Annotated in this window: 25 protein-coding genes and 2 pseudogenes; 17 read left to right on the top strand and 10 right to left on the bottom strand. The window is 58.7% G+C overall.

The features are described from left to right. Positions 1–292: 292 nt before the first annotated feature. Positions 293–1,447 carry a phosphoserine transaminase gene (locus ACR0IY_RS19395; protein ID WP_480676255.1) on the top strand — a complete coding sequence of 385 codons (1,155 nt, stop codon included), beginning with the start codon at positions 293–295 and terminating at the stop codon, positions 1,445–1,447. Between the two features lie 58 nt (positions 1,448–1,505). After that, a complete protein-coding gene (serA, locus tag ACR0IY_RS19400; RefSeq protein ID WP_480676257.1) occupies positions 1,506–3,101 on the top strand; it encodes a phosphoglycerate dehydrogenase in 1,596 nt (531 codons plus the stop codon). Positions 3,102–3,247: 146 nt separating this feature from the next. Here the strand turns inward: serA and ACR0IY_RS19405 are convergent, their stop codons facing one another. The 3 genes from ACR0IY_RS19405 to ACR0IY_RS19415 form a co-directional block, all read right to left on the bottom strand. After that, positions 3,248–4,765 carry a malonate--CoA ligase gene (locus tag ACR0IY_RS19405; RefSeq protein WP_480676259.1) on the bottom strand — a complete coding sequence of 506 codons (1,518 nt, stop codon included), beginning with the start codon at positions 4,763–4,765 and terminating at the stop codon, positions 3,248–3,250. A gap of 92 nt (positions 4,766–4,857) precedes the next feature. Then, positions 4,858–5,562: a GntR family transcriptional regulator gene (locus tag ACR0IY_RS19410; RefSeq protein ID WP_480676261.1), complete on the bottom strand. Its 705-nt coding sequence runs from the start codon at positions 5,560–5,562 to the stop codon at positions 4,858–4,860. Beyond that, complete coding sequence (locus tag ACR0IY_RS19415) at positions 5,546–6,928, bottom strand: formimidoylglutamate deiminase (protein ID WP_480676263.1); 1,383 nt, start codon at positions 6,926–6,928, stop codon at positions 5,546–5,548. Before ACR0IY_RS19415 ends, ACR0IY_RS19410 begins: the two co-directional genes overlap by 17 nt. 81 nt (positions 6,929–7,009) lie before the next feature. Here ACR0IY_RS19415 and hutI point away from each other — a divergent pair, with 81 nt between their 5' ends. From hutI to ACR0IY_RS19460, 9 genes and pseudogenes are all read left to right on the top strand, one after another. Then, on the top strand, positions 7,010–8,218 hold the full coding sequence (gene hutI, locus ACR0IY_RS19420; protein ID WP_480676265.1) for an imidazolonepropionase: 1,209 nt from the start codon (positions 7,010–7,012) through the stop codon (positions 8,216–8,218). Next, positions 8,215–9,750 (top strand): histidine ammonia-lyase, encoded by a 1,536-nt coding sequence (gene hutH / locus ACR0IY_RS19425; protein ID WP_480676267.1) that lies wholly within the window; start codon positions 8,215–8,217, stop codon positions 9,748–9,750. The genes hutI and hutH overlap by 4 nt, the downstream gene beginning before the upstream one ends. Before the next feature lie 41 nt (positions 9,751–9,791). Further along, on the top strand, positions 9,792–9,980 hold the full coding sequence (locus ACR0IY_RS19430) for a hypothetical protein (RefSeq protein ID WP_480676269.1): 189 nt from the start codon (positions 9,792–9,794) through the stop codon (positions 9,978–9,980). A 6-nt stretch (positions 9,981–9,986) separates the two neighbouring features. Continuing rightward, a pseudogene (locus ACR0IY_RS19435) lies at positions 9,987–10,310 on the top strand (N-formylglutamate amidohydrolase); the annotation flags it as partial. A 48-nt stretch (positions 10,311–10,358) separates the two neighbouring features. Then, positions 10,359–11,218: pseudogene (locus ACR0IY_RS19440) on the top strand (urocanate hydratase family protein). Between the two features lie 62 nt (positions 11,219–11,280). Beyond that, positions 11,281–12,159 (top strand): phosphoserine phosphatase SerB, encoded by an 879-nt coding sequence (serB, locus tag ACR0IY_RS19445; protein ID WP_480676271.1) that lies wholly within the window; start codon positions 11,281–11,283, stop codon positions 12,157–12,159. A gap of 44 nt (positions 12,160–12,203) precedes the next feature. Continuing rightward, positions 12,204–12,533, top strand: coding sequence for an ArsR/SmtB family transcription factor (locus ACR0IY_RS19450; protein WP_480676273.1), 330 nt, complete (start codon positions 12,204–12,206; stop codon positions 12,531–12,533). Next, complete coding sequence (locus ACR0IY_RS19455) at positions 12,521–12,949, top strand: SRPBCC family protein (protein WP_480676275.1); 429 nt, start codon at positions 12,521–12,523, stop codon at positions 12,947–12,949. Before ACR0IY_RS19450 ends, ACR0IY_RS19455 begins: the two co-directional genes overlap by 13 nt. 21 nt (positions 12,950–12,970) lie before the next feature. Then, positions 12,971–13,291, top strand: coding sequence for a YciI family protein (locus tag ACR0IY_RS19460; RefSeq protein WP_480676277.1), 321 nt, complete (start codon positions 12,971–12,973; stop codon positions 13,289–13,291). Between the two features lie 122 nt (positions 13,292–13,413). Here the strand turns inward: ACR0IY_RS19460 and ACR0IY_RS19465 are convergent, their stop codons facing one another. Further along, complete coding sequence (locus tag ACR0IY_RS19465) at positions 13,414–13,767, bottom strand: hypothetical protein (protein WP_480676279.1); 354 nt, start codon at positions 13,765–13,767, stop codon at positions 13,414–13,416. A gap of 196 nt (positions 13,768–13,963) precedes the next feature. Further along, positions 13,964–14,962 (bottom strand): asparaginase, encoded by a 999-nt coding sequence (locus ACR0IY_RS19470; protein WP_480676281.1) that lies wholly within the window; start codon positions 14,960–14,962, stop codon positions 13,964–13,966. A gap of 177 nt (positions 14,963–15,139) precedes the next feature. Between ACR0IY_RS19470 and ACR0IY_RS19475 the strand changes: the two genes are divergently transcribed. The 5 genes from ACR0IY_RS19475 to ACR0IY_RS19495 all read left to right on the top strand — a co-directional run bounded on the left by ACR0IY_RS19475 (position 15,140) and on the right by ACR0IY_RS19495 (position 18,627). Then, positions 15,140–15,673 carry an invasion associated locus B family protein gene (locus ACR0IY_RS19475; protein ID WP_480676283.1) on the top strand — a complete coding sequence of 178 codons (534 nt, stop codon included), beginning with the start codon at positions 15,140–15,142 and terminating at the stop codon, positions 15,671–15,673. A 163-nt stretch (positions 15,674–15,836) separates the two neighbouring features. Continuing rightward, on the top strand, positions 15,837–16,004 hold the full coding sequence (locus tag ACR0IY_RS19480) for a hypothetical protein (RefSeq protein WP_480676285.1): 168 nt from the start codon (positions 15,837–15,839) through the stop codon (positions 16,002–16,004). 121 nt (positions 16,005–16,125) lie between these two features. Next, positions 16,126–16,503 (top strand): lysozyme inhibitor LprI family protein, encoded by a 378-nt coding sequence (locus ACR0IY_RS19485; protein WP_480676287.1) that lies wholly within the window; start codon positions 16,126–16,128, stop codon positions 16,501–16,503. Positions 16,504–16,582: 79 nt separating this feature from the next. Then, entirely contained in the window at positions 16,583–17,764 is a 1,182-nt protein-coding gene (gene rlmN / locus ACR0IY_RS19490; protein ID WP_480676289.1) for a dual-specificity RNA methyltransferase RlmN, read from the top strand. 236 nt (positions 17,765–18,000) lie between these two features. Next, complete coding sequence (locus ACR0IY_RS19495; protein ID WP_480676291.1) at positions 18,001–18,627, top strand: cytochrome P460 family protein; 627 nt, start codon at positions 18,001–18,003, stop codon at positions 18,625–18,627. On the opposite strand, the gene ACR0IY_RS19500 is transcribed toward ACR0IY_RS19495, so the two are convergent. From ACR0IY_RS19500 to ACR0IY_RS19510, 3 genes are all read right to left on the bottom strand, one after another. After that, positions 18,624–20,282 carry a U32 family peptidase gene (locus tag ACR0IY_RS19500; RefSeq protein ID WP_480676293.1) on the bottom strand — a complete coding sequence of 553 codons (1,659 nt, stop codon included), beginning with the start codon at positions 20,280–20,282 and terminating at the stop codon, positions 18,624–18,626. The genes ACR0IY_RS19495 and ACR0IY_RS19500 overlap by 4 nt on opposite strands. A gap of 63 nt (positions 20,283–20,345) precedes the next feature. Continuing rightward, positions 20,346–20,684: a chaperone modulator CbpM gene (locus tag ACR0IY_RS19505; protein WP_480676295.1), complete on the bottom strand. Its 339-nt coding sequence runs from the start codon at positions 20,682–20,684 to the stop codon at positions 20,346–20,348. After that, entirely contained in the window at positions 20,681–21,598 is a 918-nt protein-coding gene (locus ACR0IY_RS19510) for a DnaJ C-terminal domain-containing protein (protein ID WP_480676296.1), read from the bottom strand. Before ACR0IY_RS19510 ends, ACR0IY_RS19505 begins: the two co-directional genes overlap by 4 nt. A gap of 162 nt (positions 21,599–21,760) precedes the next feature. Here ACR0IY_RS19510 and ACR0IY_RS19515 point away from each other — a divergent pair, with 162 nt between their 5' ends. Then, positions 21,761–22,144: a hypothetical protein gene (locus ACR0IY_RS19515; protein ID WP_480676298.1), complete on the top strand. Its 384-nt coding sequence runs from the start codon at positions 21,761–21,763 to the stop codon at positions 22,142–22,144. Here the strand turns inward: ACR0IY_RS19515 and ACR0IY_RS19520 are convergent, their stop codons facing one another. Further along, complete coding sequence (locus ACR0IY_RS19520) at positions 22,145–23,221, bottom strand: cystathionine gamma-lyase (protein WP_480676500.1); 1,077 nt, start codon at positions 23,219–23,221, stop codon at positions 22,145–22,147. It abuts the gene before it with no gap. 24 nt (positions 23,222–23,245) lie between these two features. After that, positions 23,246–24,088 carry an LOG family protein gene (locus tag ACR0IY_RS19525; RefSeq protein WP_480676300.1) on the bottom strand — a complete coding sequence of 281 codons (843 nt, stop codon included), beginning with the start codon at positions 24,086–24,088 and terminating at the stop codon, positions 23,246–23,248. Positions 24,089–24,125 lie beyond the last annotated feature (37 nt).

Genomic DNA, 24,125 nt, shown 5'->3' on the forward strand with positions numbered 1-24,125 from the left:
GGTCCCCAGTCAACCGCGTCGACAACGCATACGGCGACAGAAACCTCATCTGCACATGCCCACCAATGGACGCATACCAAGACGCCGCTGAGTGAATTACTAAGACCCCCGCCAGATCAGGCGGGGGTTTTTTAGCGGATCGGAAACACGTGTTCTGAATTGTTATCCCTTCTGGTGTCGTTTTTTGGATTTAAAGCGTCTTTTACGCTTGCTGCATCTGCAAACAGCCCATACGCCTGTTCGTGGGACACCCCTCCCCAACGAGGGGCGTGTATCTGGAAGGGTAATACAGATGAGTATTCAAAAACCGGCAACGCGGCCGGCCAATCCGCGTTTTTCTTCGGGCCCCTGCGCCAAACCCCCCACATTTGACCTGAGCAAGCTGGCCGATGCCGCCCTGGGCCGTTCGCACCGTGCCCCTGTTGGCAAGGACAAGCTGAAGGCGGCCATCGAAGGCACACGTGAACTGTTGGGCATTCCTGCAGATTACAAGATTGGCATCGTTCCCGCCTCGGACACCGGCGCGGTCGAGATGGCGCTATGGTCGCTGCTGGGTGAACGCAAGGTCGAGATGCTGGCGTGGGAGAGCTTCGGTTCCGGTTGGGTAACCGACGTGGTCAAGCAGCTGAAAATCGATGCCGAGGTAAAGACTACTGAATACGGCCAGATCGTTGATCTGGCGTCGGTCGATTTCGCCAATGACGTGGTGTTTACCTGGAACGGCACGACCTCGGGCGTGCGGGTTCCCAATGGCAACTGGATTGCCGATGACCGTCAGGGCCTGACGATCTGCGATGCGACCTCGGCGGCCTTTGCGATGGACCTGCCCTGGGACAAGCTGGATGTGACCACCTTCAGCTGGCAGAAGGTTCTGGGTGGCGAAGCGGCCCACGGGATGCTGATCCTCAGCCCTCGTGCGGTGGAACGGCTGGAAAGCTATACCCCCGCTTGGCCTTTGCCGAAGATTTTCCGCCTGACCAAGGGCGGCAAGCTGATCGAGGGTATCTTTACCGGGGCGACGATCAACACGCCGTCGATGCTGGCGGTCGAAGATTACCTGTTCGCGCTGGATTGGGCACGCTCGGTCGGGGGCCTGCAAGGGTTGATCGCCCGGGCCGATGCCAATGCCGGTGCTGTGCATGCGTTCTGCGACCAAAATGACTGGATCGCCAATCTGGCTAAGGATGCGGCGACGCAGTCGAATACCTCGGTTTGCCTGAAATTCACAGACGCCCGCATTCAGGATGGTGCAAGCTTTGCCAAGGCCGTAGCGAAACGGCTAGAGGCCGAGAATATCGCGCTGGATATCGGCGCCTATCGCGACGCCCCTGCGGGCCTGCGCATCTGGTGCGGCGGTACGGTCGAGACCTCGGATATCGAGGCGATGTTGCCCTGGCTGGCCTGGGCCTTTGAGGCCGAGATCGCGGCGCAAACCGAAGCCGCCTGACCTTTCTCACCGGGCCACTTCAGGCCCGGACCTTTCATATAATTCAAGGACCAGAGATATGGCCCCCAAAGTACTCGTATCTGACAAGCTCAGCGAAACCGCCGTGCAGATTTTCCGCGACCGTGGCATCGATGTGGATTTCATGCCCGACCTCGGCAAGGACAAGGACAAGCTGGCCGAGGTAATCGGCCAGTATGACGGCCTTGCTATCCGCTCGGCCACCAAGGTCACACCGACTCTGCTGGAAAAAGCCGACAATCTGAAAGTCATTGGCCGGGCCGGGATCGGCACCGACAATGTCGATAAAGAGGCCGCGTCGAAAAAAGGTGTGATCGTGATGAACACGCCTTTTGGCAACATGATCACCACCGCCGAGCATGCGATTGCGATGATGTTCGCTGTGGCACGGCAAATCCCCGAGGCCAGCACCTCGACCCATGCGGGCAAGTGGGAAAAGTCCAAGTTCATGGGGATCGAGCTGACCAACAAGACCCTGGGCGTGATCGGCGCGGGCAATATTGGCGGTATCGTCTGTGAACGTGCGCTGGGTTTGAAAATGAAAGTTGTCGCCTATGACCCTTATCTGGGCGAAGAGAAAGCGGCAAAGATGGGCGTGGAAAAGGTTGAGCTGGACGAGCTGCTGGCGCGGGCCGATTTCATCACCCTGCACGTACCGCTGACTGACCAGACCCGCAACATCCTGAGCCGCGAGAATCTGGCCAAGACAAAACCCGGCGTGCGTATCGTCAACTGTGCCCGTGGTGGTCTGGTCGACGAAGACGCGCTGGCCGAGATGCTGCAATCGGGCCATGTTGCCGGTGCAGCCTTTGACGTGTTCAGCGAGGAACCAGCCAAGGAAAACGCCCTGTTCAACTTGCCCAACGTGGTCTGCACTCCGCACTTGGGCGCGGCGACGACCGAAGCGCAGGAAAACGTGGCGCTTCAGGTGGCCGAGCAGATTTCGAACTATCTGCTGACCGGTGCGGTGGAAAACGCGCTGAACATGCCAAGCGTTACCGCTGAAGAAGCCAAGGTCATGGGGCCTTGGATCAAACTGGCCGGGCATCTGGGCAGTTTCATTGGACAGATGACGGACGAACCGATCAAGGCGATCAACATCCTCTATGATGGTGTCGCGGCCGAGATGAATCTGGCGGCTCTGAACTGTTCGGTCGTGGCGGGGATCATGAAGAAATTCAATCCCGAGGTGAACATGGTTTCAGCCCCGGTTGTTGCCAAAGAGCGCGGAATTAAAATCTCGACGACCAATCAAGACAAGTCGGGTGCGTTCGAGGGTTATATCAAAGTGACCGTGGTCACCGAAAAACGCGAGCGCTCGATTGGCGGCACAGTGTTCAGCGATGGCAAACCGCGGTTCATCCAGATCAAAGGCATCAATATCGACGCTGAGATCGGCGCGCATATGCTGTATACCACCAACGAGGATGTGCCGGGCATCATCGGTGCACTGGGTCAAACCATGGGTGAGAACAACGTGAACATCGCCAACTTTACCCTCGGACGGACCGAGGCCGGCGGCGAGGCGATTGCGCTGCTTTATGTGGACGAGCCGGTCCCGGCCGAGGCGCGCGCAAAGCTGGCGGAAACCGGTCTGTTCACCCAGATCAAGCCGCTGGAGTTCGACGTCGCCTGAGGCGGGGTGATGAACCTGTAATTTATTACGATGCCCGTGCCCACAAAGGTGCGGGCATTGTTTTTCCGGCTGCTTGGGAAGCCATATCGGTCAAAAGCCGAGTAAACCAGCTGTCGGCATAGATTGGCCCCCTGTTCCGCTACCCCTTATGGCTGCGTGAACAGGTCTTTGTAATCCTCGCGCAGGACGTTTTTCTGAACTTTGCCCATGGTGTTGCGGGGCAGTTCGTCCAGCACGATCAGCTTGCGGGGATGTTTGAACCGGGCCAGTGCGCCCTGCACGTTGGACAGGATGGCTTCGGGGTCCGGTGTTTCGCCCGGCTCAGCCACCAGAATGCCCAGAACGGTTTCTCCAAAATCCGGGTGAGGCACGCCAATCACCGCGCTTTCCAACACGCCGGGTTGGTCATCCAGCACCAGTTCAATCTCTTTGGGGTAGATGTTGTAGCCGCCGGAGATGATCAGATCCTTGCCGCGCCCGACGATATGGACATAGCCGTCTTCATCCACTCGTCCCAGATCGCCGGTGATGAAGAACCCATCCTCGCGCAATTCGGCGGCGGTTTTCTCGGGCATCTGCCAATAACCGCTGAACACGTTCGGGCCGCGCACCTCGATCATGCCGATCTCACCCTGCGGCAGTTCAACACCTGTGTCCGGGTTGGAAACCTTCAACTCGACATCGGGCAGGGGAAAACCAACCGTCCCCGCGCGCCGTTCGCCGTCATAGGGATTTGAGGTGTTCATATTGGTTTCGGTCATCCCATAGCGTTCCAGAATACGATGGCCGGTGCGGGCTTCGAACCGTTCATGGGTTTCAGCCAGCAAGGGCGCCGAGCCCGAAATGAACACGCGCATGTGCTGCGCCAGATCGGTGGTGAACCTGTCGTCCCCCAGCAGGCGGGTGTAAAAGGTCGGCACGCCCATCATCGCGGTGGCTTGCGGCATCAATCGCAGCATATCCTCAAGGTCGAATTTCGGCAGAAATATCATCGATCCGCCCGAGGCCAGCACCACATTTGTGGCGACGAACAGCCCGTGGGTGTGAAAGATCGGCAACGCATGCAACAGCACGTCATCTTTCGTGAAGCGCCATTCCTGAACCAGCATTTCGGCATTCGACAGCAGATTGGCCTGTGTCAGCATCGCGCCCTTGGAACGGCCGGTTGTGCCGGACGTATAAAGGAATGCGGCCAGATCTTCCTCGGTGCGTCGGACGGGTGCGAACGCAGGCAACATCCCCAACGCCCGGCGCATCAGACTGCCCGATCCATCCGCGTTCAGTGTCTCTAACCGGGCGTTTTGTGCCGCCGCGATAGGCGCAAGACCGGTTTCTTTTGCGGTGTCACAGACCACAAAGGACGCACCACTGTTCTCGATGAAATAACGCAGTTCGGCAGTGGTGTATCCGGTATTCAGCGGCAGAAAGATCAACCCAGTCTGTACGCAGGCGGCATAGAGGGCCAGCGCCTCGGGTGATTTCTCAACCTGCACGGCAACCCGGTCGCCGGGTTCAAGCTCAAATCCGGTCAGTGTATTGGCGATCCGCGCTGCCATATCCAGAAAGCCCGCATGGGTCAGGGTCGTGCCATCGGGCAAATGCAAAAATGGAGTGTCCCGACCCGCGTGAATGCCAAACAAGCGATCATAGAGCGGGTTGCCCATTTCATCTTCCCTCTGCGTCGGATGCCTTTGCATGAATCTGTCGTGGAATGCAGATGGGGTAAAGCCCCGGACGGGAAAATTTGCACCCGAAATCAGAATTCCGTGGTCATTCGATATCCCGCGGCAAAGAACATCTTGGCAAAGGTGACTGGTTTACCCTGCAGCCAGGTGATCCTCTCGCCGGTGAAAACGGGCTCGCCCTCTGGCACATCCAGAAACCCCGCAACCGTTGCATCGGCGCGGCTGGCCAGAAAGCTCAGTTCAACATTGGTGAAGGGTACGGTCTGGATCAGCCACTCATTCGGACCGGTGGTTGAGAAATCCGCCTGTTCCACCTGCGGGACTGGGTCGGTAACGATCCAGCGATCCTCGTACTGAAAAGGTGTATTGCCGTTGAAATGCATGCAACGCACATGCATCACGCGCTGCCCGGGTTCCAATGCCAATCGGGCGCTCAACCACTCAGGTGCAGTCTCTAACGCAGAAGATACCAGTGCATAGCGGTAGGTGCCGCCCAATGCCTCGACCTCATCCCGCACCATGGGGATTGTAAACCGCGCTTGCCGTTGCGGGGCGCTCAGGACCCGGGTTCCGGCCTTGCGACGGCGTTCCAGATAACCTTCTTCTGCCAGTTCCCGCAGAGCCCGGTTCACCGTGGTGCGGGTGCAGGAAAACTCGACCGCCAGATCCTGTTCGTTGGGCAGCAGAGAGTCGGGTCGCCATTCGCCTGACCGGATACGCGCCAGCACTGTCTGCTTGATGTCTTTGTAACTGGTGGTTTCATTGCTTTGGGGCATGGTGACCGCACCTATAGACAGAGGCCAGAAGACCCGCAATTGCGGATCTGTAAGCGGTTATGATCTGATCGCTTGCGATGTGTCGCCCCTGTTGCACCATGTGGCGCCCGGCGTTCCAGAGATCGGTGACCAACCCGTCGAGTGCCGCGAAACACAGCCCATCCAGAAACTGATCGTCCGTCAGGGCGCAGAGCGTCGGGTGGCTCCGATCAATGGCGACAAGATCAGCCAACTTGCCCTCGGCGATCTCACCCGCATCGCGCCCAAGGGCCTGCGCTCCACCCTGCGCGGCGCTCGTGTAAAGCGCCCGTTCGACGGGCCCTTCTTCGACCAGAACCACGCTTTGCTGGTCTCGTAAACGCTGGGAATATTCCAGTGTTCCCAACTCTTCAGGTAGCGAAGTCCTAGTATTAGAGTCTGATTCTGCGCTAAATCGCTCCCCTTCGGTGACATAGGTTGCACCGTTGAATATGCCGTTGCCCAGATTGGCTTCGGTGATCGGGCAGAGGCCCGCAACTGCACCGGATCGGGCCAGAGCACAGGTTTCGGTATCAGTCATGTGGGTGGCGTGAATCATGCACCACCGGGTGTTGACGTCCACATTGTCCAACAGCCAGTCCACAGGACGCTGCCCCAATTCAGCCTGAACATCCGTCACTTCCTGCATCTGCTCCGCGATGTGAATATGCACTGGCCCGTCTGGCGTGGACCGCGGAACTGTGGACAGATCAGTCGGAGGCGTCGCGCGCAAGGAAGGTGGGGCGATCCCCAAAACAGATTCTGAATCAGGCAAGGTGGTCCGGCATTCTTCAACCAACCTCAGAAATCGGTCCAAATCATTGCCAAAGCGTAACTGCTCGCCCGACAGGCCTTCCTGCGCAACATCGCAATAGCTGTAGAGCACCGGCAGATGGGTCAGGCCGATCCCCGTCTGGCTGGCTGCTGCAAAGATGCGTTGGCTCTGTTCCGACAGGCCGTCATAGATAGCACCGCCGGGTTGGTGGTGGACATAATGAAATTCGTCAACCGCAGCGTATCCAGCTTCCTGCATCTCTATGAAGACCAGTGCGGCAACGGCCTCGATCTGATCCGGCGTCAGCTGATCCAGAAAGCGATACATCAGATCGCGCCATGCCAAAAAACTCTCGCACCCAGCTGCACGGGTTTCGGTCATGCCCGCCATCGCGCGCTGAAAGGCGTGGCTGTGCAGGTTGCCCAGCGCCGGTAACAACACATCGACCTGCGTATCCTCGGGCATTGGGGTGGCCTGTGTCTGTACGCGGGGCAGGCGCCCGTGATCAATTTCAACCCGGACGTCACAATGCCAATCAGAGCCTAACAAGGCAATTTTTGCGTGTACCGGCATTTGATTTCCAATTTGTGTAGACTTTATAATTTTTCCCATATACGAAAAATTCTGACAAGAGGGGAGTAAAAAAGGTTCGCCATGACAAGCAAATCGGTCCTTGCCAGTGCACAGGTGGCCACGATGGCCGAAGGCGGCGCCCCCTATGGGCTTTGCCGGGACGCGGCCATTGCAATAAGCGGATCGGACATCGTCTGGGCGGGACGCCGTCAGGACTTGCCGACGGACTACAGCGATTGGCCGGTCGAGGATTTTGGCACCCGGCTGATTACTCCGGCGCTGATTGACGCCCACACTCATGTTGTCTTTGGCGGTAACCGCGCGGTCGAGTTCGAAATGCGTCTGAATGGGGCCTCTTACGAAGATATCGCGCGGGCCGGAGGCGGTATTCTCTCAACGGTCAATGCGACACGCTCGGCCAGAGAAGAGGCGCTGTTGTCGGACGCTCTGACCCGCGTCGACGCGCTGATCGCCGAAGGTGTCTGTACCATCGAGGTAAAATCCGGCTATGGCCTCGATACAGAAACCGAACTGAAGATGCTTCGCGTGGCGCGCCGGATCGGTGATGTCCGCCCGGTGCGGGTCAAAACCAGCTTTCTGGGTGCGCATGCAGTACCACCAGAGTATTCCGCGAATCCTGATGCCTATATCCGCGAGGTTTGTATTCCGACGCTGCGGGCAGCCCATGCGCAGGGTCTTGTGGACGCGGTGGATGGGTTCTGCGAGGGTATCGCGTTCAACCCCGACCAGATTGCGCAGGTCTTTGATGCAGCGCGAGAGTTGGGGCTGCCGGTCAAACTGCATGCCGAGCAGTTGTCCAATCTTGGCGGCACGCAGCTGGCGGCGTCCTATGGGGCCATGTCTGCCGATCACATCGAGTATCTGGATGAGGATGGGGTGGCGGCCATGGCCGCGGCCGGAACCGCAGCCGTGCTGCTGCCCGGGGCATTCTACACGCTGCGCGAGACACAGGTGCCACCGGTTGACCTGTTGCGCCAGCATCAGGTGCCGATGGCCTTGGCGACGGATTGCAATCCCGGCTCATCGCCGCTGACATCGCTTTTGCTGACAATGAATATGGGCTGCACCTTGTTTCGTCTGACCCCAGAAGAGGCGCTGGCCGGCGTTACCCGCAATGCCGCGCGCGCCTTAGGGCTAGGCGACATTGGTACCATCGCACCGGGGCAACGGGCGGATCTGGCAATTTGGGACATCGAGCACCCGGCCGAGCTGTCATACCGCATCGGCTTCAATCCATTGCACAAACGTATTTTAGGAGGATTGGGATGACCGCCCTGTCTCTGTCACCTGGTCAGGTGACCCTGTCGCAATTGGCTGAAATTTACTGGGACCAACCCTCGGTGACGCTGGATCCCACGTGCAAACCCAAGGTCGAGGCTGCGGCCTACCGTATTCAGGCGGCAGCTCAGGGTGATGCGCCGGTCTATGGGGTCAATACCGGCTTCGGTAAGCTGGCCAGCCACAAGATCGCGCCCGAGGACACCTCGACCCTACAACGGAACCTGATCCTCAGCCATTGTTGCGGTGTTGGTCCTGCCGTGCCGCGGCGTCTGACCCGTTTGATGATGACTCTCAAGCTGCTTTCCTTTGGTCGCGGGGCTTCCGGCGTACGCTGGGAGCTGATTGAGCTGCTGCAGCAGATGTTGGCGCGCGGAGTCACTCCTGTCATTCCGGCGCAGGGGTCGGTTGGTGCGTCTGGTGACCTTGCGCCGCTGGCTCACATGACTGCTGTGATCATCGGGGCAGGTGAGGCTGAAGTTGACGGACAGGTCCTGTCTGGCAAAAAAGCACTGAATTCGGTCGGATTAGAGCCTATTCAGTTAGGTCCGAAAGAGGGCCTGGCCTTTATCAACGGCACGCAGTTTTCGACTGCGTTCGCGCTGGCTGGGCTTTTCGAAGCCTGGCGGGCAGCCCAAAGCGCGCTGGTCATCTCGGCCCTGTCGACCGATGCCATCATGGGGTCCACGGCACCGTTGCAGCCCGAAATCCACACTCTACGCGGTCATCGCGGACAGACCGAGGCAGCCAGTGCCATGCGCTCGACATTGGCCGGTTCGCAGATTCGCGAAAGCCATCGAGAAGGGGACACCCGTGTGCAGGATCCTTATTGCATCCGGTGTCAGCCACAGGTCACGGGTGCGGCCATGGACGTGATGCGTCAGGCCGCTGCTACGCTAGAGGTCGAAGCCAACGCCGCCACCGACAATCCGCTGGTGCTGTCAGAGACCGGGGCCATCGTCTCGGGTGGGAACTTCCATGCCGAACCTGTAGGGTTTGCCGCCGATATGATAGCGCTTGCGGTGTCCGAGATCGGTGCCATCGCGCAGCGGCGCATAGCCTTGATGGTGGATCCGACGCTCAGCTTTGACCTGCCGCCGTTTCTGACCCCTGATCCGGGGCTGAATTCTGGCCTGATGATCGCTGAGGTGACCACCGCGGCGCTGATGAGCGAGAACAAGCACCTCGCCAATCCCTGTGTGACCGACAGCACCCCGACCTCGGCCAATCAAGAGGATCACGTGTCCATGGCTGCACATGGGGCACGGCGTTTGACCCGTATGGTCGAGAATTTAGGCTATATTCTGGGCGTTGAACTGTTGTGTGCCGCACAGGGTGTGGAATTCCGCGCACCTTTGCGCACCAGCAGCCCGTTGCAGCAGGTCATCACCCGTTTGCGAAGCGACATCCCGGCGTTGGGCGAGGACCGTTATCTGGCGCCCGAATTGGAAGCCGCAAAGAAATTGGTGGCCGACGGGGCGATCCTAACGGCGGTGGGCACCCAGATGCCGGAGATGGTGTGATACAGGTTGTCAGAGTCTAGCGCGGCGGTGGCCCTATCGTTTTGGAGCAACCTCACGGTGGCACCTACGTGCCGGACGATGTTCTGGCCCGCCTCAATGACATCGGGTGTGCGCTGGCAGATACGGTTTGGCACCTAAACAGGCTCTACGAGGGGCTTTTGGGCGCTGCGACCGTCGTTCAGCTGATTTGGAAAAGCGGGCAAGAGCCTTCGAAGGATGAAATAGCTTAAAAACGTCTGGCCTATCACGCGCCCTATCATGCGACGTTGTCCGAGGAATTGCAGCGCGTCCGTACAAAGCACGGTGTCGCGGTGCTGTTCCACTGTCACTCGATCCGCAGCCGCATTCCATTTCTGTTCGAAGGTACCATGACGGTTATGAATATCGGAACAGATGGCGGTGAGACCTGTGCGTCTGCAATAGAGTCTATCTCGCAGGAAACCGCTGTCTCATTGCCCTACATCACCGTTCTGAACGGACGGTTCCGGGGCGGTTGGACCACGCGCCACTATGGGCGCCCGACCGAGGGGGTGCATGCCATCCAGATGGAACTGGCACCGTCCACGTATCTGGCCGTCGAATCCGCCCCGTGGGCTTATGACCCTGCCATAACCGACCCACGCAAGAACACCCGCGATATCTATCCGCCGACCGGCCCCGAGCTGAACGCCAAAAGCTGGGTGACCGAGGCGTCGCTGCGGATGTTGATGAACAACCTGCACCTGGACGTATCCGAAAACCCGCACGTGTTGATCGCGAATTCCAACCTCGTTCCGCATTGGGCGACTTGGGATCACTTCAATGAACTCGATAAGAAAGGCCTGATGACGTACGGCCAGATGACGGCTGGTTCGTGGATCTATATCGGCACGCAACCGCGGGCCGCAGTTTTTGCCGGGGCTTGCTGCCTGGCGGTCGAATGCAACCCGGACAGCATCGATTTCCGCCTGCGTACCAAATACCTCGATGAAACAGCATGTGGCCGCAATGGTCGATTTCTGGAATGCGGGCGTGCCGACACTGGATTACGGCAACAACGTCCGGCAGGTGGCGCAGGACGAAGGGCTTGAGAACGCCTTTGCCTTCCCCGGATTCGTCCCAGCCTATATCCTCCCGCTATTCTGGAAGGGGATCGGTCCGTTTCGCTGGTGTGCGCTGTCGGGCGACCCCGAAGACATCTATAAAACCGACACCAAGATGAAGGAGCTGTTCTCCGAGAACGAGCACCTGCATCGCTGGCTCGACATGGCGCAGGAGCAGATCGCGTTTCAGGGCCTGACCGCCCGGATCTGCTGGATCGGATTGGGGGATCGGCACCGAAGGCGCCGCACGGCGGCTTGAGAGGGTGCTGTGGAACGATCCCGCGTCAGGCGTTCGGCGGTATGCGGATGCAGGATACGAAATCTCCAATGACTGCGCCCGCGAACACGGGCTGCGGCTGCCGGGCATTCTGGGGCAAGCGCATTAATCTGTCTCTGGTGAATTGGCGGCCCCTGCGCTATGCGCAGGGGAGTTTGATGGAGATAGACTATGTACGTTGCCACCCTGTTGACCAACCCGAATGCGCCGGCGCTGGAGCAGGCTCTGGTCGAGTCGCTACGCAATGCGTGGGGTGGGGGCGATGTGGTGTGGCTCAGCCCAGACGAGGCGGCGGAATTCCAAGTCTCCGGACTGCCCGACAATCAGTGGGAGGTCTGGGCGGAGCTGCAGCTTTTGGGCGTTGATCTGATCGTGCAACCGCTCGAAAAACGCCGCAAGCTGATGCTGCTCGCCGATATGGACAGCACCATGATCCGGCAGGAATGCATTGACGAATTGGCGGATGAAGCCGGTGTTGGCGACCGGGTCAAGGAAATCACCGCGCGGGCGATGAACGGAGAGCTGGATTTTGAAGGGGCGCTGATCGAACGGGTCGGTCTGCTGGCGGGCCTGGATGAGACCGTTATCGACAAGGTTCTGGCCGAACGCATCACGCTGATGCCCGGTGGTCGGGAACTGGTTGCAACGATGCGTCAGAACGGGGGCTATGCGGCGTTGGTTTCGGGCGGGTTTACAGCCTTTACCGCCAAAGTGGCAAGCGAACTCGGGTTCGACGAAAACCGCGCCAATACATTGCTGGCGGAAAACGGCACACTGACCGGCGATGTGCAGCGGCCGATTCTGGGCAAGCAGGCCAAGGTCGATGCATTGGAGCAGATCACGGCGCGGCTGGGCCTGTCCGAAGCAGATGTGATCGCCGTGGGTGACGGTGCCAACGATCTGGGCATGTTGCGCATGGCCGGAACCGGTGTTGCGCTGCATGCCAAGCCCTCGGTCGCTGAAAAATGCGACATTCGGATCAACTACGGGGATCTGACGGCTCTGCTGTACCTTCAGGGATATGCCCGGACGGATTTTGCCGACGTTTGATCGCCAGGCTTTCCTTTATTTAACTTAAATGTTAAGTAATGGTCATGAGCAAGCTTCTGGCCACATTTTCCGCATTGTCCGACGCCACCCGATTCTCGATTGTAGAACAGCTGATGCAGGACGGTGAGTTATCTGCCGGTGACCTGATAGAAGGGCGCGGCATGTCGGGGGCCGCGATCTCGCGCCATCTGAAGGTGCTGCGCGTGGCCGGGCTGGTGCAGCAGCGTGTGCAGGGCACACAGCGGATGTATTCGATCCAACCCGACGGTCTGCGGGCCATCGCCGAATGGACCATTTCGAAACGGCAGTTCTGGGAGAGCAGCCTGGACCGACTGGGTGATTTGATTGAAAGGGAGAATTCATGGCCGACCTGAAACTGGAACGTGAGTTCCCCACCAGCCCCGATACCCTGTTCGCATGGATCAGCGACGGTTCAAAGCTGTTGCAATGGTGGGGGCCGGAAGGAATGCACGTGCCCGAGCACGACCTGGATTTCTCGCGCCTTGGACCGTGGTATTCGGTGATGCAAAACGGCGAGGGTCAGCGGTTCAAGGTGTCAGGCCACGTGACCCATGTCGATCCGCCCAATTCAGTCGGATTCACCTGGGGTTGGCACGATGATCAGGATCAGCGCGGGGCGGAAAGCCATGTCACTTTGACGGTCGCAGCCACGGCCAGTGGTGCGCGCTTGACTTTGGATCACCGCGATCTGGGCGATGATGAGATTGCGGCTAATCACGAAAAGGGCTGGACATCGACGCTGAACAAGCTCGCAGCCCAATTGGAATAGATTTCATAAGGGAGGAGCGATATGCCCCAATATTTGTTTGTCTATCATGGCGGTCACACCCCGACAGACCCGGCAGAAATCGAAGCGACCATGGCCGCCTGGGGTGCCTGGTTTCAGAACATGGGCGAGGCGCTGGACATCCCCGGCAACCCGGTGGGCCAGTCCTATACGGTCAGCCAAAGCGGTACCGTCGACAACGGCGGTGCCAACCCGGCGTCGGGCTTTACCGTCATCAGGGCCGACAGCATCGATGCCGCGACCGAGATGGCCAAGGGCTGCCCGATGGTCGTGAATGGCTCGGGCTCGGTCGAAGTGGCCGAGGTGCATCCGATCGAGATGTAAAGTCTTCGGAAACAGGTTCCACTGGTCCCGTGCAAGATGGTGCGGGATCAGCGAAACCTAAGTGTTAGAGCAGATGATCCGTTGCAAGTGTTTGGGAAGAGAGAGATGTGGCAGCGTCTTTGCTATTCGAAAGTAAGCCATTCCTCTTTCCCGCCTTTTCTAATGGCCGCCACCTCTCCCGAAGGAAAAATGTTTATAAACGCGGTAAACTTCCCCTTCGATTTTCCGGGGCCTATGAAAAACAAAGCCACAAACAGGTTGCTGGTTCTATCGACAGTGAACTGATAGATTATTCTGTCGCCAACTGTCGGGCCTTCAAAACGACGGACAGATGTTTTCGGACTCAATCCTTCAAACTTTTTGGCAATACAGTTCCAGTTGATCTGACCGAATGTGCGGTAGTTTTCGTGCAAAACCTCAATAATGTAGTTGGTCGTGTGATCTCTGTCCCAAATCTCAGATTCATCGAGGGTCATATCCAGGCATGAGCTGTCGTTTGATTCCGCGTATGCAGGAGACAAACACAACAGAACTGCCAACGAGAACAGGTATCCCACGAGGCGATTTAGTATCTGGCGCTTGCCGTTCTTTGGCTTCTTTAGAGTCCGCGTATGGTTCAATGTGTTGCCTCTGATCTCAACTCAAACTCAAAGTCTGCTTGGAATACCGGATTTAGTCCGGAAACCCCCGCGCTGGCCGGATCACGCCGCACTCGAACCCACGGCGGCTGTATTGGGTGGCATTCATGAAGGTGCGGGTGGCCGGGTGGTCGGCCTCCAGCACGCCAAGGCTGACCAGAATCGCGGCAACGGCGCATTCGCTGGCGCGCGTGGTGCCATCCGTGATCTTCAGTGCGACGCCCATCCGTTTTTCCGGCAGGATCGCGACATAGACCGCCTCGGCCCCGGTCTTGATCGCGGCACGCCCGTCCATGGCGCGCATCAACTCGGTACAGGCTTTGCTTTCACCGGCCACCAGCTCGGGGTGCTTGATCATCGCAGCGGTGAGTTGCTGCGCCGCATCGCTGGCCCGGTCAGATCGGTCGGTGGCTGAGGCAAACCACGCCATCGACCGCGCCAGCCCCACCAGTGTGGTGGCAAAGTTCGGCGCCGAACACCCGTCGATCCCATAGGCGGGGCTGGTTTCGCCGGTGGTTTCTTCTAGGGCGGACAGGCAGGCCTGCTGTACGGGATGGTCGATTTCCAGATATTCCGGCCCGGCGCCCATATGCTGTGCCACGGTCAGGAATCCGCAGTGCTTGCCCGAACAGTTGTTATGGATCTGGCAGGGCGTGTCATCGGCCAGAATCAGGCCGTCGCGGGCCGCCATATCGTCAGGTTCCTGCGGGCCGCAGCGCAGATCTCCTTCGGTCAGGCCCAGATGGTCCAGCCAGGCGGACACCCGGTCGGTATGGATATGCGCCCCGATATGCGATGCGCAGGCCAGCGCCAGATGCTCGCTGTTCAGCCCGAATTTTGCCGCCGCCCCCGAGGTCACCAGCGGCAGCCCCTGGATCATCTTGGCTGAGGATCGGGGATAGATCACTGCATTGGGATCGCCCCAGCTGCGCACGATCTGACCGGTGTCATCGCAGATCACTGCGTGCCCCAGATGCAGGCTTTCCAGCAGCGGTCCACGCCAAAGTTCTGTCATTGCTACGGGCTGCGTCATGGGAACCTCCGGAATAATGCGCAAAATTCTGCCAATCGCCCTTTCGCCTGTGGCGAAACCTGCGTTAGTGTGTGTATGTCGGCAATCATCGGAATACGCAACTTACAGACGAACCGGCAGGGTGCGCAGGCGTTTTCGATGGGTATGAGGTATGGGTCGAGCTAGGAGGCTGGACAGATGGGATCAAAACTCGTCCGCGCAATCGCGGGTCTGTGCATGGCAGGGATGGCCACAACTGCAATCGCTCAGCAGGCCACAAGCACCAATCGCGTGGCCGCCAAAACGGATTGGAGCGTTTTCGTCGAAGATGATCCCACCGAATGCTGGAGCGTTTCGGCCCCCAGGGAAACCGTCAACACGCGCGGTGGTCGGGTGGTTTCGGTACGCCGCAGTGACATTCTGCTGTTCGTGTTCTACCGCCCCAATGCCGAGGTCAAAGGCCAGGTGACCTTTACCGGCGGCTACCCTTTTGCGGCCGGATCGACCGTCAACCTTGAGATCGACGGAACCGAGTTTGAGCTGATCACAGAAGGCGAATGGGCGTGGCCCGCGACCGAAGGCGAAGACCTGAAAGTGGTCGCCGCCATGAAACGCGGTACCGAGGCGGTGCTGACCGCCCGGTCCGAACGCGGCACCCAGACCAAGGACACCTTTTCGTTGCTGGGCTTCACCGCTGCGATCGAAGATGCCGAGAAACGCTGTACGAACTAACGTGTGACCAAGGCGTACGAAACCCCGTCTTTCGGCGGGGTTTTCTTATGGGTGACGCCTGCCTCAGCTTGACGCGACGTCGACTTTCTGAATTGATCCCTGTCAAAGTTAGCCGCTCAATTTTCTGAACTAATCTGTTCAAGAGAAGAAAAGGAGCTGGCTGATGCTGAACAAGTCTCTTGCCGTGTTGATGATGGCGGCTGCTGTATTGCTGAGCGCATGTGAGAAACAGAGCGAAACATATCCGGTGACCGGCGAGCAATGCGGTCCGAATGATCCTGTGAAAACTTTGGAGGCCGCGGATTGTGACGTACTGCCCCCAGGCGTGTGATAGGCACAATTCCGCAATAATTGGGCCGCAGGGGTTTGACCCTTGCGGCCGAGTTGCATTTGGGGGGCGTCTGACACCCGTGTTATAAGGCGCGTACATGGAAATGTTACGGGACCAAATCATGCGCCACCTCTTGTTCGCCTTGTGTGTTGCCACGCCTGTTTTGGCCGACCCCACGTTGGAGTGTTCGGACGCGGGTTCCCAGGTCGAAATTGGGTCTTGTGTCGGTGAAATGGAAAAACGGGTCGATCAGGCCCTCGCGGAAAGTTTCGGGATCGCAATGCAAGCCGCAAAAGAGCTGGATGAGGTCACAGGCCGCATTGTCGCGCAACCTGCGTTGGAAGCATCCCAATCCGCCTGGGCAAGCTACAGAGATGCGCAATGTGATGCGATTGGTGCATCGTTTGGCGGCGGATCGGGAACCGGCATAGCGATCACGTCCTGCCGGGTTGATCTGGGCCGGGCGCGTGTGGACGAATTGTTGCGCTTTGCAAATTAGGTCGCACGAATTCTTTTGATCTTTGTGCGCAGTCCTATATAGAGGCGCATCCCAAGCCAGAATCCTTAGAGATACTCCAATGTCGCCCAAAGCGCCGATCACTCAAGACGTCATGACCATCCCTCGCAAGCTGCCCGAGGGGAAGATCAACCTTGTTGGACTGACCCGCGACCAGTTGCGTGAGATTTTGGTCGAACACGGCACGCCAGAAAAGCAGGCCAAGATGCGCACCGGCCAGATTTGGCAGTGGATCTATCAGTGGGGTGTGCGCGACTTTGCCGAGATGACCAATCTGGCCAAGGCATACCGCGCGCAACTGGCCGAGAATTTCGTCATTGAGATCCCCGAGGTTGTGACGCGACAAGTTTCTGAGGACGGCACTCGTAAGTATCTGTGCCGCATCGCTGGCGGCCACGAGGTAGAGGTGGTGTATATCCCCGAAGAGGATCGCGGGACCTTGTGCATCTCGTCTCAGGTCGGGTGCACGCTGACCTGTTCCTTCTGCCATACCGGCACGCAAAAACTCGTGCGTAACCTGACGGCAGCCGAGATCGTTGGTCAGGTGATGATGGCCCGCGACGATCTTGAGGAATGGCCAACCCCCGGCGCGCCCAAGGATGAAACCCGCCTGCTGTCGAATATCGTTCTGATGGGGATGGGTGAGCCACTCTATAACTTCGAAAACGTGCGCGATGCGATGAAGATCGCCATGGACCCCGAAGGTATTTCCCTGTCGCGCCGCCGGATCACCTTGTCGACCTCGGGTGTTGTGCCTGAAATTGCCCGTACAGCGGAAGAAATCGGCTGCCTTCTGGCAATTTCCTTCCACGCGACCACCAATGAAACCCGCGATGTGCTGGTGCCGATCAACAAGCGCTGGAACATCGAAGAACTGTTGCAGGCGCTGGCCAGCTACCCCAAGGCTTCGAATTCGGAACGGATCACGTTTGAATATGTGATGCTGGATGGGGTGAATGACAGTGACGAAGATGCCCACCGTCTGATCGACCACATCAAACGTCACAACATTCCTGCCAAGATCAACCTGATCCCGTTCAACGAGTGGCCCGGCGCTCCGTATAAGCGCAGTTCAAACAACCGTATCCGCGCTTTTGCGAACATCATCTATCAGGCTGGCTACGCATCTCCGATCCGCAAGACGCGGGGCGAGGATATCATGGCGGCCTGCGGTCAGCTGAAATCGGCGACCGAGCGCGCACGTAAATCGCGCAAACAAATCGAGTCCGAAGCTGGCCTGTAATGCGACGCCCTGGATTGTATAACAACAGACGACAATAATTTAATTTTCGGCCTGCTGTTTTTTGCATGCAAAATTTGTTATATTTCACCCGTCAGTCCGGATAGACGTATTTCACTCTTGCGCACAATGCGGTGATTGCCGCGATCCGGGTTTGGCGTGTTTGTTCAGGGCCGCTATCTTTTTGGCAATGACGTGCGGCGTTCAGGCGAACCTAACAAGCCAGGTGGGCCATATAGATGTATTTTCGATTTAAACGACTTTTGTCGATTACCCTGTCAGTACCACTACTTTCGGGCGTGGTCGCTGCGGGTGCTTTCGCGCAATCCGAAGCCGAAGATGCCCATATCGCCATCGAGAATCCTGCAGATTTGTCCAAGGAAGAAGCGCTGCAAATCTACCAGTCCTTGCAAAAGCGCATGGCGCGCGGCTACGGCGCGGCGCAATTGGATGAGCTGCTGAATTATCAGAACTGGCCGTTGTTCAACGATGCACCCTATATTTCGGCCACCCATGGCCAGCGCTATGTGAACAGCTATGCCAATCGCATGGCGCATAACTATGGAACCCTGCAAGAGGGCGAAAAACTGCCTGCAGGTTCGGTCCTGGCCAAGGACAGCGTTACCGTCACGGACGAGGGGAACGTACATCCTGGTGCTTTGTTTGTGATGGAAAAACTGCCCGAAGGCACCAACCCGGATACGGGTGACTGGCGGTATGTCATGGTGATGCCAGATGGATCACTGTTCGGCGACACGACGGGGTTCCGCGCCCCGGCGGTTGCCTATTGCCACGACTGCCACGAGGCCGTCGCGGATCGCGACTTTACCTTCTTTGTGCCCGAGGAATACATCGTCGGGAACTAAGCGTTTTCGCTTGGCAGTTTTAGCTCCGTCGCCTCGCGGCGGCTGAGTTGTTCGCCCTGTTTGCGTTTCGCAAGGACCTCCCGCGCCAGTGCGTATTTGTCGTCCTGCCAGAAGATCAGACAACCGTTGCACCCCTTGCCACAGCAGCCTTCGGTGCCGATCCGGTTGGTATTGAAGCGGCGCTCGTTACCGTCCTCACCGATTTTCTCAACCAGATCATCGCGGCGGCGGGCATAAGCGGCAGGGTTGTCGCGGCCCGTGGTTTCCAGCCCCTGAACCAGCTTGTCAAAGCGAATTCGGCTCCAGTGTTCGTCGGTCAGGGCGCGTTCCTTGCGCAGAACGGAATAGACCGGAAAACGGGCGCGCAGGTCGTCGATGTCCTCGTGATCGAACAGAGTGAAGGGCAGGCGGATGACGGTTTTCGTACTGCCATGCACTACGTCCAGACGCGCGCCATCTGATGTACGCTCGAATTCATAAACCCGCAGCAGAACGGTTTCGCGCGAGATGGGTGAGACGAAATCCAGAACGTCGCCCGGTTCCAGCTTGTTCTTCACCTCGACCAGAAACGCATCTTCGGTCACTTCGGTGACGATCCCGGCATATTCCCATTGGGCGATGGCGGCTGTGTGCTCGTAATCATGCGCGTAGTTGGTCAGGCGACCTTCGTGAAAGGCCAGCGTGTAACCACGGTTTCCGACGGTCTCCAACTCGCGCATATAGGGCTTCGGGTCCCAGTTCTCAGGGTCGGCGTGATAGTCATCGATAGCCATGCGATAGGCGCGGGCGACGATCGCAGCGTAATATTCCGACTTGCCGCGCCCTTCGACCTTGAGGCTGTCGACGCCGATCTTCAGGTACTCATCCAGTTTCGGCATGATGCACAGATCGCGCGAGTTCAGGATATACGAGCCGCGATCATCCTCTTCGATGGGCATCAGCTCGCCGGGACGGCAGCCTTCTTCTAACAGGAACTCGAACAGCTCGGCGTTGTCGTCGGTGATGCGAAGCTCCTGATGTGTACCGTCCTTCAGGCGCAGTTTCAGGCCATAGTTCCAACGGCAGGAATTGGCGCAGTTGCCCTGATTGGCACCGCGTTCGGCCATGAAGTTCGACAGCAGGCAGCGGCCCGAATAGGTCATGCACATGGCGCCGTGGACAAACGCCTCCAGCTTGATGTCGGGGCATTTCTCGCGGATCTCGACCAGTTCGGGATAGGAGACCTCGCGCGCCAGAACCACTAGCTCGGCCCCCTGATCCTGCCAGAACTTCACCGACAGCCACGAGCAGATATTGGCCTGGGTCGAGATATGAAGCGGCAGTTCGGGTGCCCGTTCGCGGACGTATTGGAATACGCCGGGATCGGCGATTATCAACCCGTCGGGCTGCACCTTGCGCACAGTGTCGATATATTCATCCAGCTTCGGGATGTCTTTGTTGTGCGAAAACAGGTTCAGCGTCAGATAAGCGCGTCGTCCGTGGCTGTGGCAGAACTCGACCCCTTCGATCACCTCTTCCAGCGAAAACTCGGATTTCGTACGCAGCGACATATCCGGCGTACCCAGATACACCGCGTCCGCCCCATAGAGGATGGCGAGTTTCAGCTTGCGCAGATTGCCCGCAGGCATCAGCAATTCGGATCTGGATTGGGTCATTGGCGCACCGGGCTCTGGATCAATGCGGCCTTCTAGGGCAATTTTCCCCGTTCCAAAACCCCGTCAGCTGCGGCGGAATCGCGCTGTTCCGATCACCTCGATCATTTGTTTGCGCACCGTTTCAGGCTGAGCGTCGACCGCGTTCAACACCTCACGCAGTTCGGCGCGCAGGCAGTGCATCTGGTCGATCAGCGAGATCATCATAGACAGCGCATCCGGCTCCATGTCGTATTGGTCGTGCAACTCACAGGCCAGTTCCAGACGGGCGACATCGAGGCTGTGATAGACCAGACCCTCATCCGTTTGTTCAGGGATCACGATCTCGGCGGCCAGGTATTCGGTCAGGCGGGCCGAAGTCAGTCGGGTGACGGTTGCGATCAGTTGCTCTTCGGTCAGGCTCATGACGGCATTCCTTTGCGCGGATCATAGCTGTGGTTGTCGCGCCATGTTTCTATAAACTGCTTCAACTCGTCGTCGATCTGGTCGGGCATCGTAATGGTCAGTTCGATCAGCTGGTCGCCGCGTTCGGATGAGCCGCGTTTCTTGACCCCTTTGCCGCGCAGGCGCAGGGTTTTGCCGCTGCTGGTACCTTCCGGAACGCTGACTTTGACGCCGCCGTCAATCGTTGGCGCGGGAACCTTTCCGCCCAGAATGGCCTCGTCAATCGTAATTGGCAGAGTGATGTGGATGTCATCGCCCTGACGGTCGAACACCGGGTGTTTCGCCACGGTAACCGTCACCAGCGCATCGCCTGCTGGCCCCTCGCCAAAGCCCGGATCGCCCTTGCCGCGTAGGCGGATGGTCTGGCCATCGGTGATGCCAGCCGGAATCTTGACCTCGATCCTGTCGCCATCGGGCAGGGTCAGCTTCTGGCTGGCTCCGAACACCGAATCAAGAAAACTGATCTGCAGGCTATAAGCGCGATTGTGGCCAGGTGCATGGAATTCGTGCGTACGCTGGCCGTATCCGCCACGACCGCGCATGAACTCGGCAAAGATGTCCGACATATCGTCCGGATCGGCCTGACGCCCGCGATAGGGGTTTCCGGCGGCCTCGGCATAGTCGCGATAATATTGCTGCTGCGGGCGTTCCTGTCCCGAGGCGTCAATCTCGCCATTGTCAAAACGCGCACGCTTCTCTGGGTCTTTCAGCAGGTCATATGCAGCGGCTGCTGCTTTGAACTTCGCCTCGGCCTCGGCGTCGCCGGGTTTCAGGTCGGGGTGGTATTCCTTTGCAATGCGCCGATACGCCTTTTTGATCTCGGCGGCGCTGGCGTCCTTGGCGACACCAAGGACGGAATAGGGATCGTCGCTCATCTCACCTCTCATCGATGTCGGATGCGGGTCTGAACAGGATGGATGTATTTTAACATGCGATTTCAATGCCCCGAATGAAAGAGGCTTTTGAAACCGCTCGCAAATTCCCATGGTTTTGTTAACATATGCATGTTTCGAATTATTTCTTGGACGGAGACCACCATGACGCGCAGAATCAAATCCGCTCTGGCCCTGCTGGCCGGGAACGCCATCGGGTTGTTACTTGCGGCGCTTTTGTTGTCGGGATTTGCGATCAAGCCGATCTCGTTCATCGTGGTGGTGATCGTCTTTACGCTGGTGCAGGTGGTGGCCGAGCCGCTAATTCTGAAGCTGGGAGAAAAGCGGGCACCTGCACTGAAAGGTGGGATCGCTTTGATCGTGACTTTTGTCGGATTGCTGGTGACCGATCTGGTTACAGCCGGGCTGACGGTCGGAGGGGTTTCGAACCTGCTGGCCGCAACACTGCTGGTCTGGCTGGGGGCGTTGATCGCCAGTGTTGTGCTGCCGATCTACGTGTTCAAGGAACTGCGCGAGCCTAAGAAGTAGTTACAGCGCGTTCAGGCTGGCCACGATCGCCTGCCATAGCTCCTCCACCGGTTCACATCCAACGGACAGACGGATGAAGGCCGGGTCGACATCGTCACCCCACCGGGCGCGCCGTTCGGCCGAGCTGTGGACGCCACCGAAGGACGTCGCAGGGCGCAGCATAGGGCAGGTGTTGATGAACTCTTCGGCCCTGGCCTCGCTTTCCAACGTGATCGACAGCAGGAACCCGAAGCGGGCGGTCTGAGTTTTCGCCAGTGAATGCGCGGGGTCGTCGGGTAGGCCGGGGAACCGGATGTGTTTGACCGCTGGGTGATCCACCAGCCGCTCGGCCAGCACCTGAGCCGAACTGCACATCCGGTCAAAGCGTACGTCCAGCGTTTCTAAACCGCGGTGCAGCAGCCATGCCTCGTGCGGTCCGGGGATCGCGCCCGAGACGCGGCGCCATTCCTCGACCCGTTCCATGATTTGCACGTCGCGGCTGGCGACATGGCCCATCAGCAGGTCGGAATGACCGCCCATGGCCTTGGTGTCCGAGGCCACGACCACGTCAATACCCAAATCCAATGGGCGTTGCCCCAGCGGGGTCATCGTAGTGTTGTCGGTAATGGTTATGCCCCCCGCGTCGCGCACGGCGGCGGCGATAGCGGGTAGGTCCATCATGTCCAGCCCGGGGTTCGAGGGGCTTTCCAGAAAGACCACGTCAAACCCGTCAAACCCACCGTCGTCGAAGGCGATGGTCGGGCGTTCCGTTACGGTGACTCCCATCCCGGTCAGGAACCGATCTGCCAGCACCCGGGTCACATAATAACCGTCGGATGGAATCAGCAGGCGCGACCCGGCCTTCAGTGTCGCGAACAACGCGGCCGAGATTGCTCCCATGCCTGACGGGAATGTCAGGCAGGGCGCGTCTTCCAGATGGGCCAGAACGTGTTCCAGATGCTGCCATGTCGGGTTATCGACGCGACCATAAGTGGGCAGGCCGTCCGGGGATCCGGGCAAGTGGAACATGCTGCTTTGGGTTAGGGGTAGGGCCACAGGCTCACCCGCTGTTAACGCATTGCCGCGCAGATGTAACATCTCTCCGGTCTTCGGTGCCAAGGCTCAGCGCCCCGGGATTTCGTCGCGGGGCGGGGCGGGTTCCCAATTCTCGATGATCTCGACCGCCTCCTGCGCCGTATCCACGAACCGGAACAAGTCCAGATCCTCGTCCGAAATGGTGCCCGCGTCGGCCAGCGCCTCCCAGTTGATGACCTTTTCCCAGAAGGCACGGCCGAACAGCAGAAACGGCACACGCTCCATCCGGCCAGTTTGGATCAGGGTTAGGGATTCGAACAACTCATCCATGGTACCGAAACCACCGGGAAAGATGGTGATGGCGCGGGCGCGCATCAAAAAATGCATCTTGCGGATGGCGAAATAGTGGAAATTGAAGCTGAGCTCGGGCGTGACATACTCATTCGGAGCCTGCTCATGCGGCAGAACGATGTTCAACCCGATCGAGCATCCACCAGCGTCCTGCGCACCACGGTTTCCGGCCTCCATCACGCCGGGGCCGCCGCCGGTGACAATGACATTTTCGCGGTGACCGGTTTTGATGGACTTTTCGGTCATTAGCCGGGCGAATTCGCGCGCTTCGATGTAATAGGCCGACAAATCCGCCAGCGTTTTCGTCCGGGCGGTATGTTTTTGCGCGGGCTCGGGGATGCGCGCGCCGCCAAACATGACGATGGTTGAGGTGATCTCACGCTCGGTCATGATCATCTCGGGCTTTAGCAGTTCCAGTTGCAGGCGCACCGGGCGCAGCTCATCCCGGCACAGGAAATCGTCATCGGCAAAGGCAAGGCGATAGGCGGGCGAGCGCGTCTGCGGCGTATCCGGCACCTCGCTCGCGGTCGAGCGGTCGGTCTGCGCGTCGCGGAATGGGCTGAGGCGGTCTTCTCTCATCACGGGTGTTCCCTGCTTGCGTGTTTTCAAAACAGCT

This window comes from Ruegeria sp. BC1 (genome assembly GCF_056539305.1).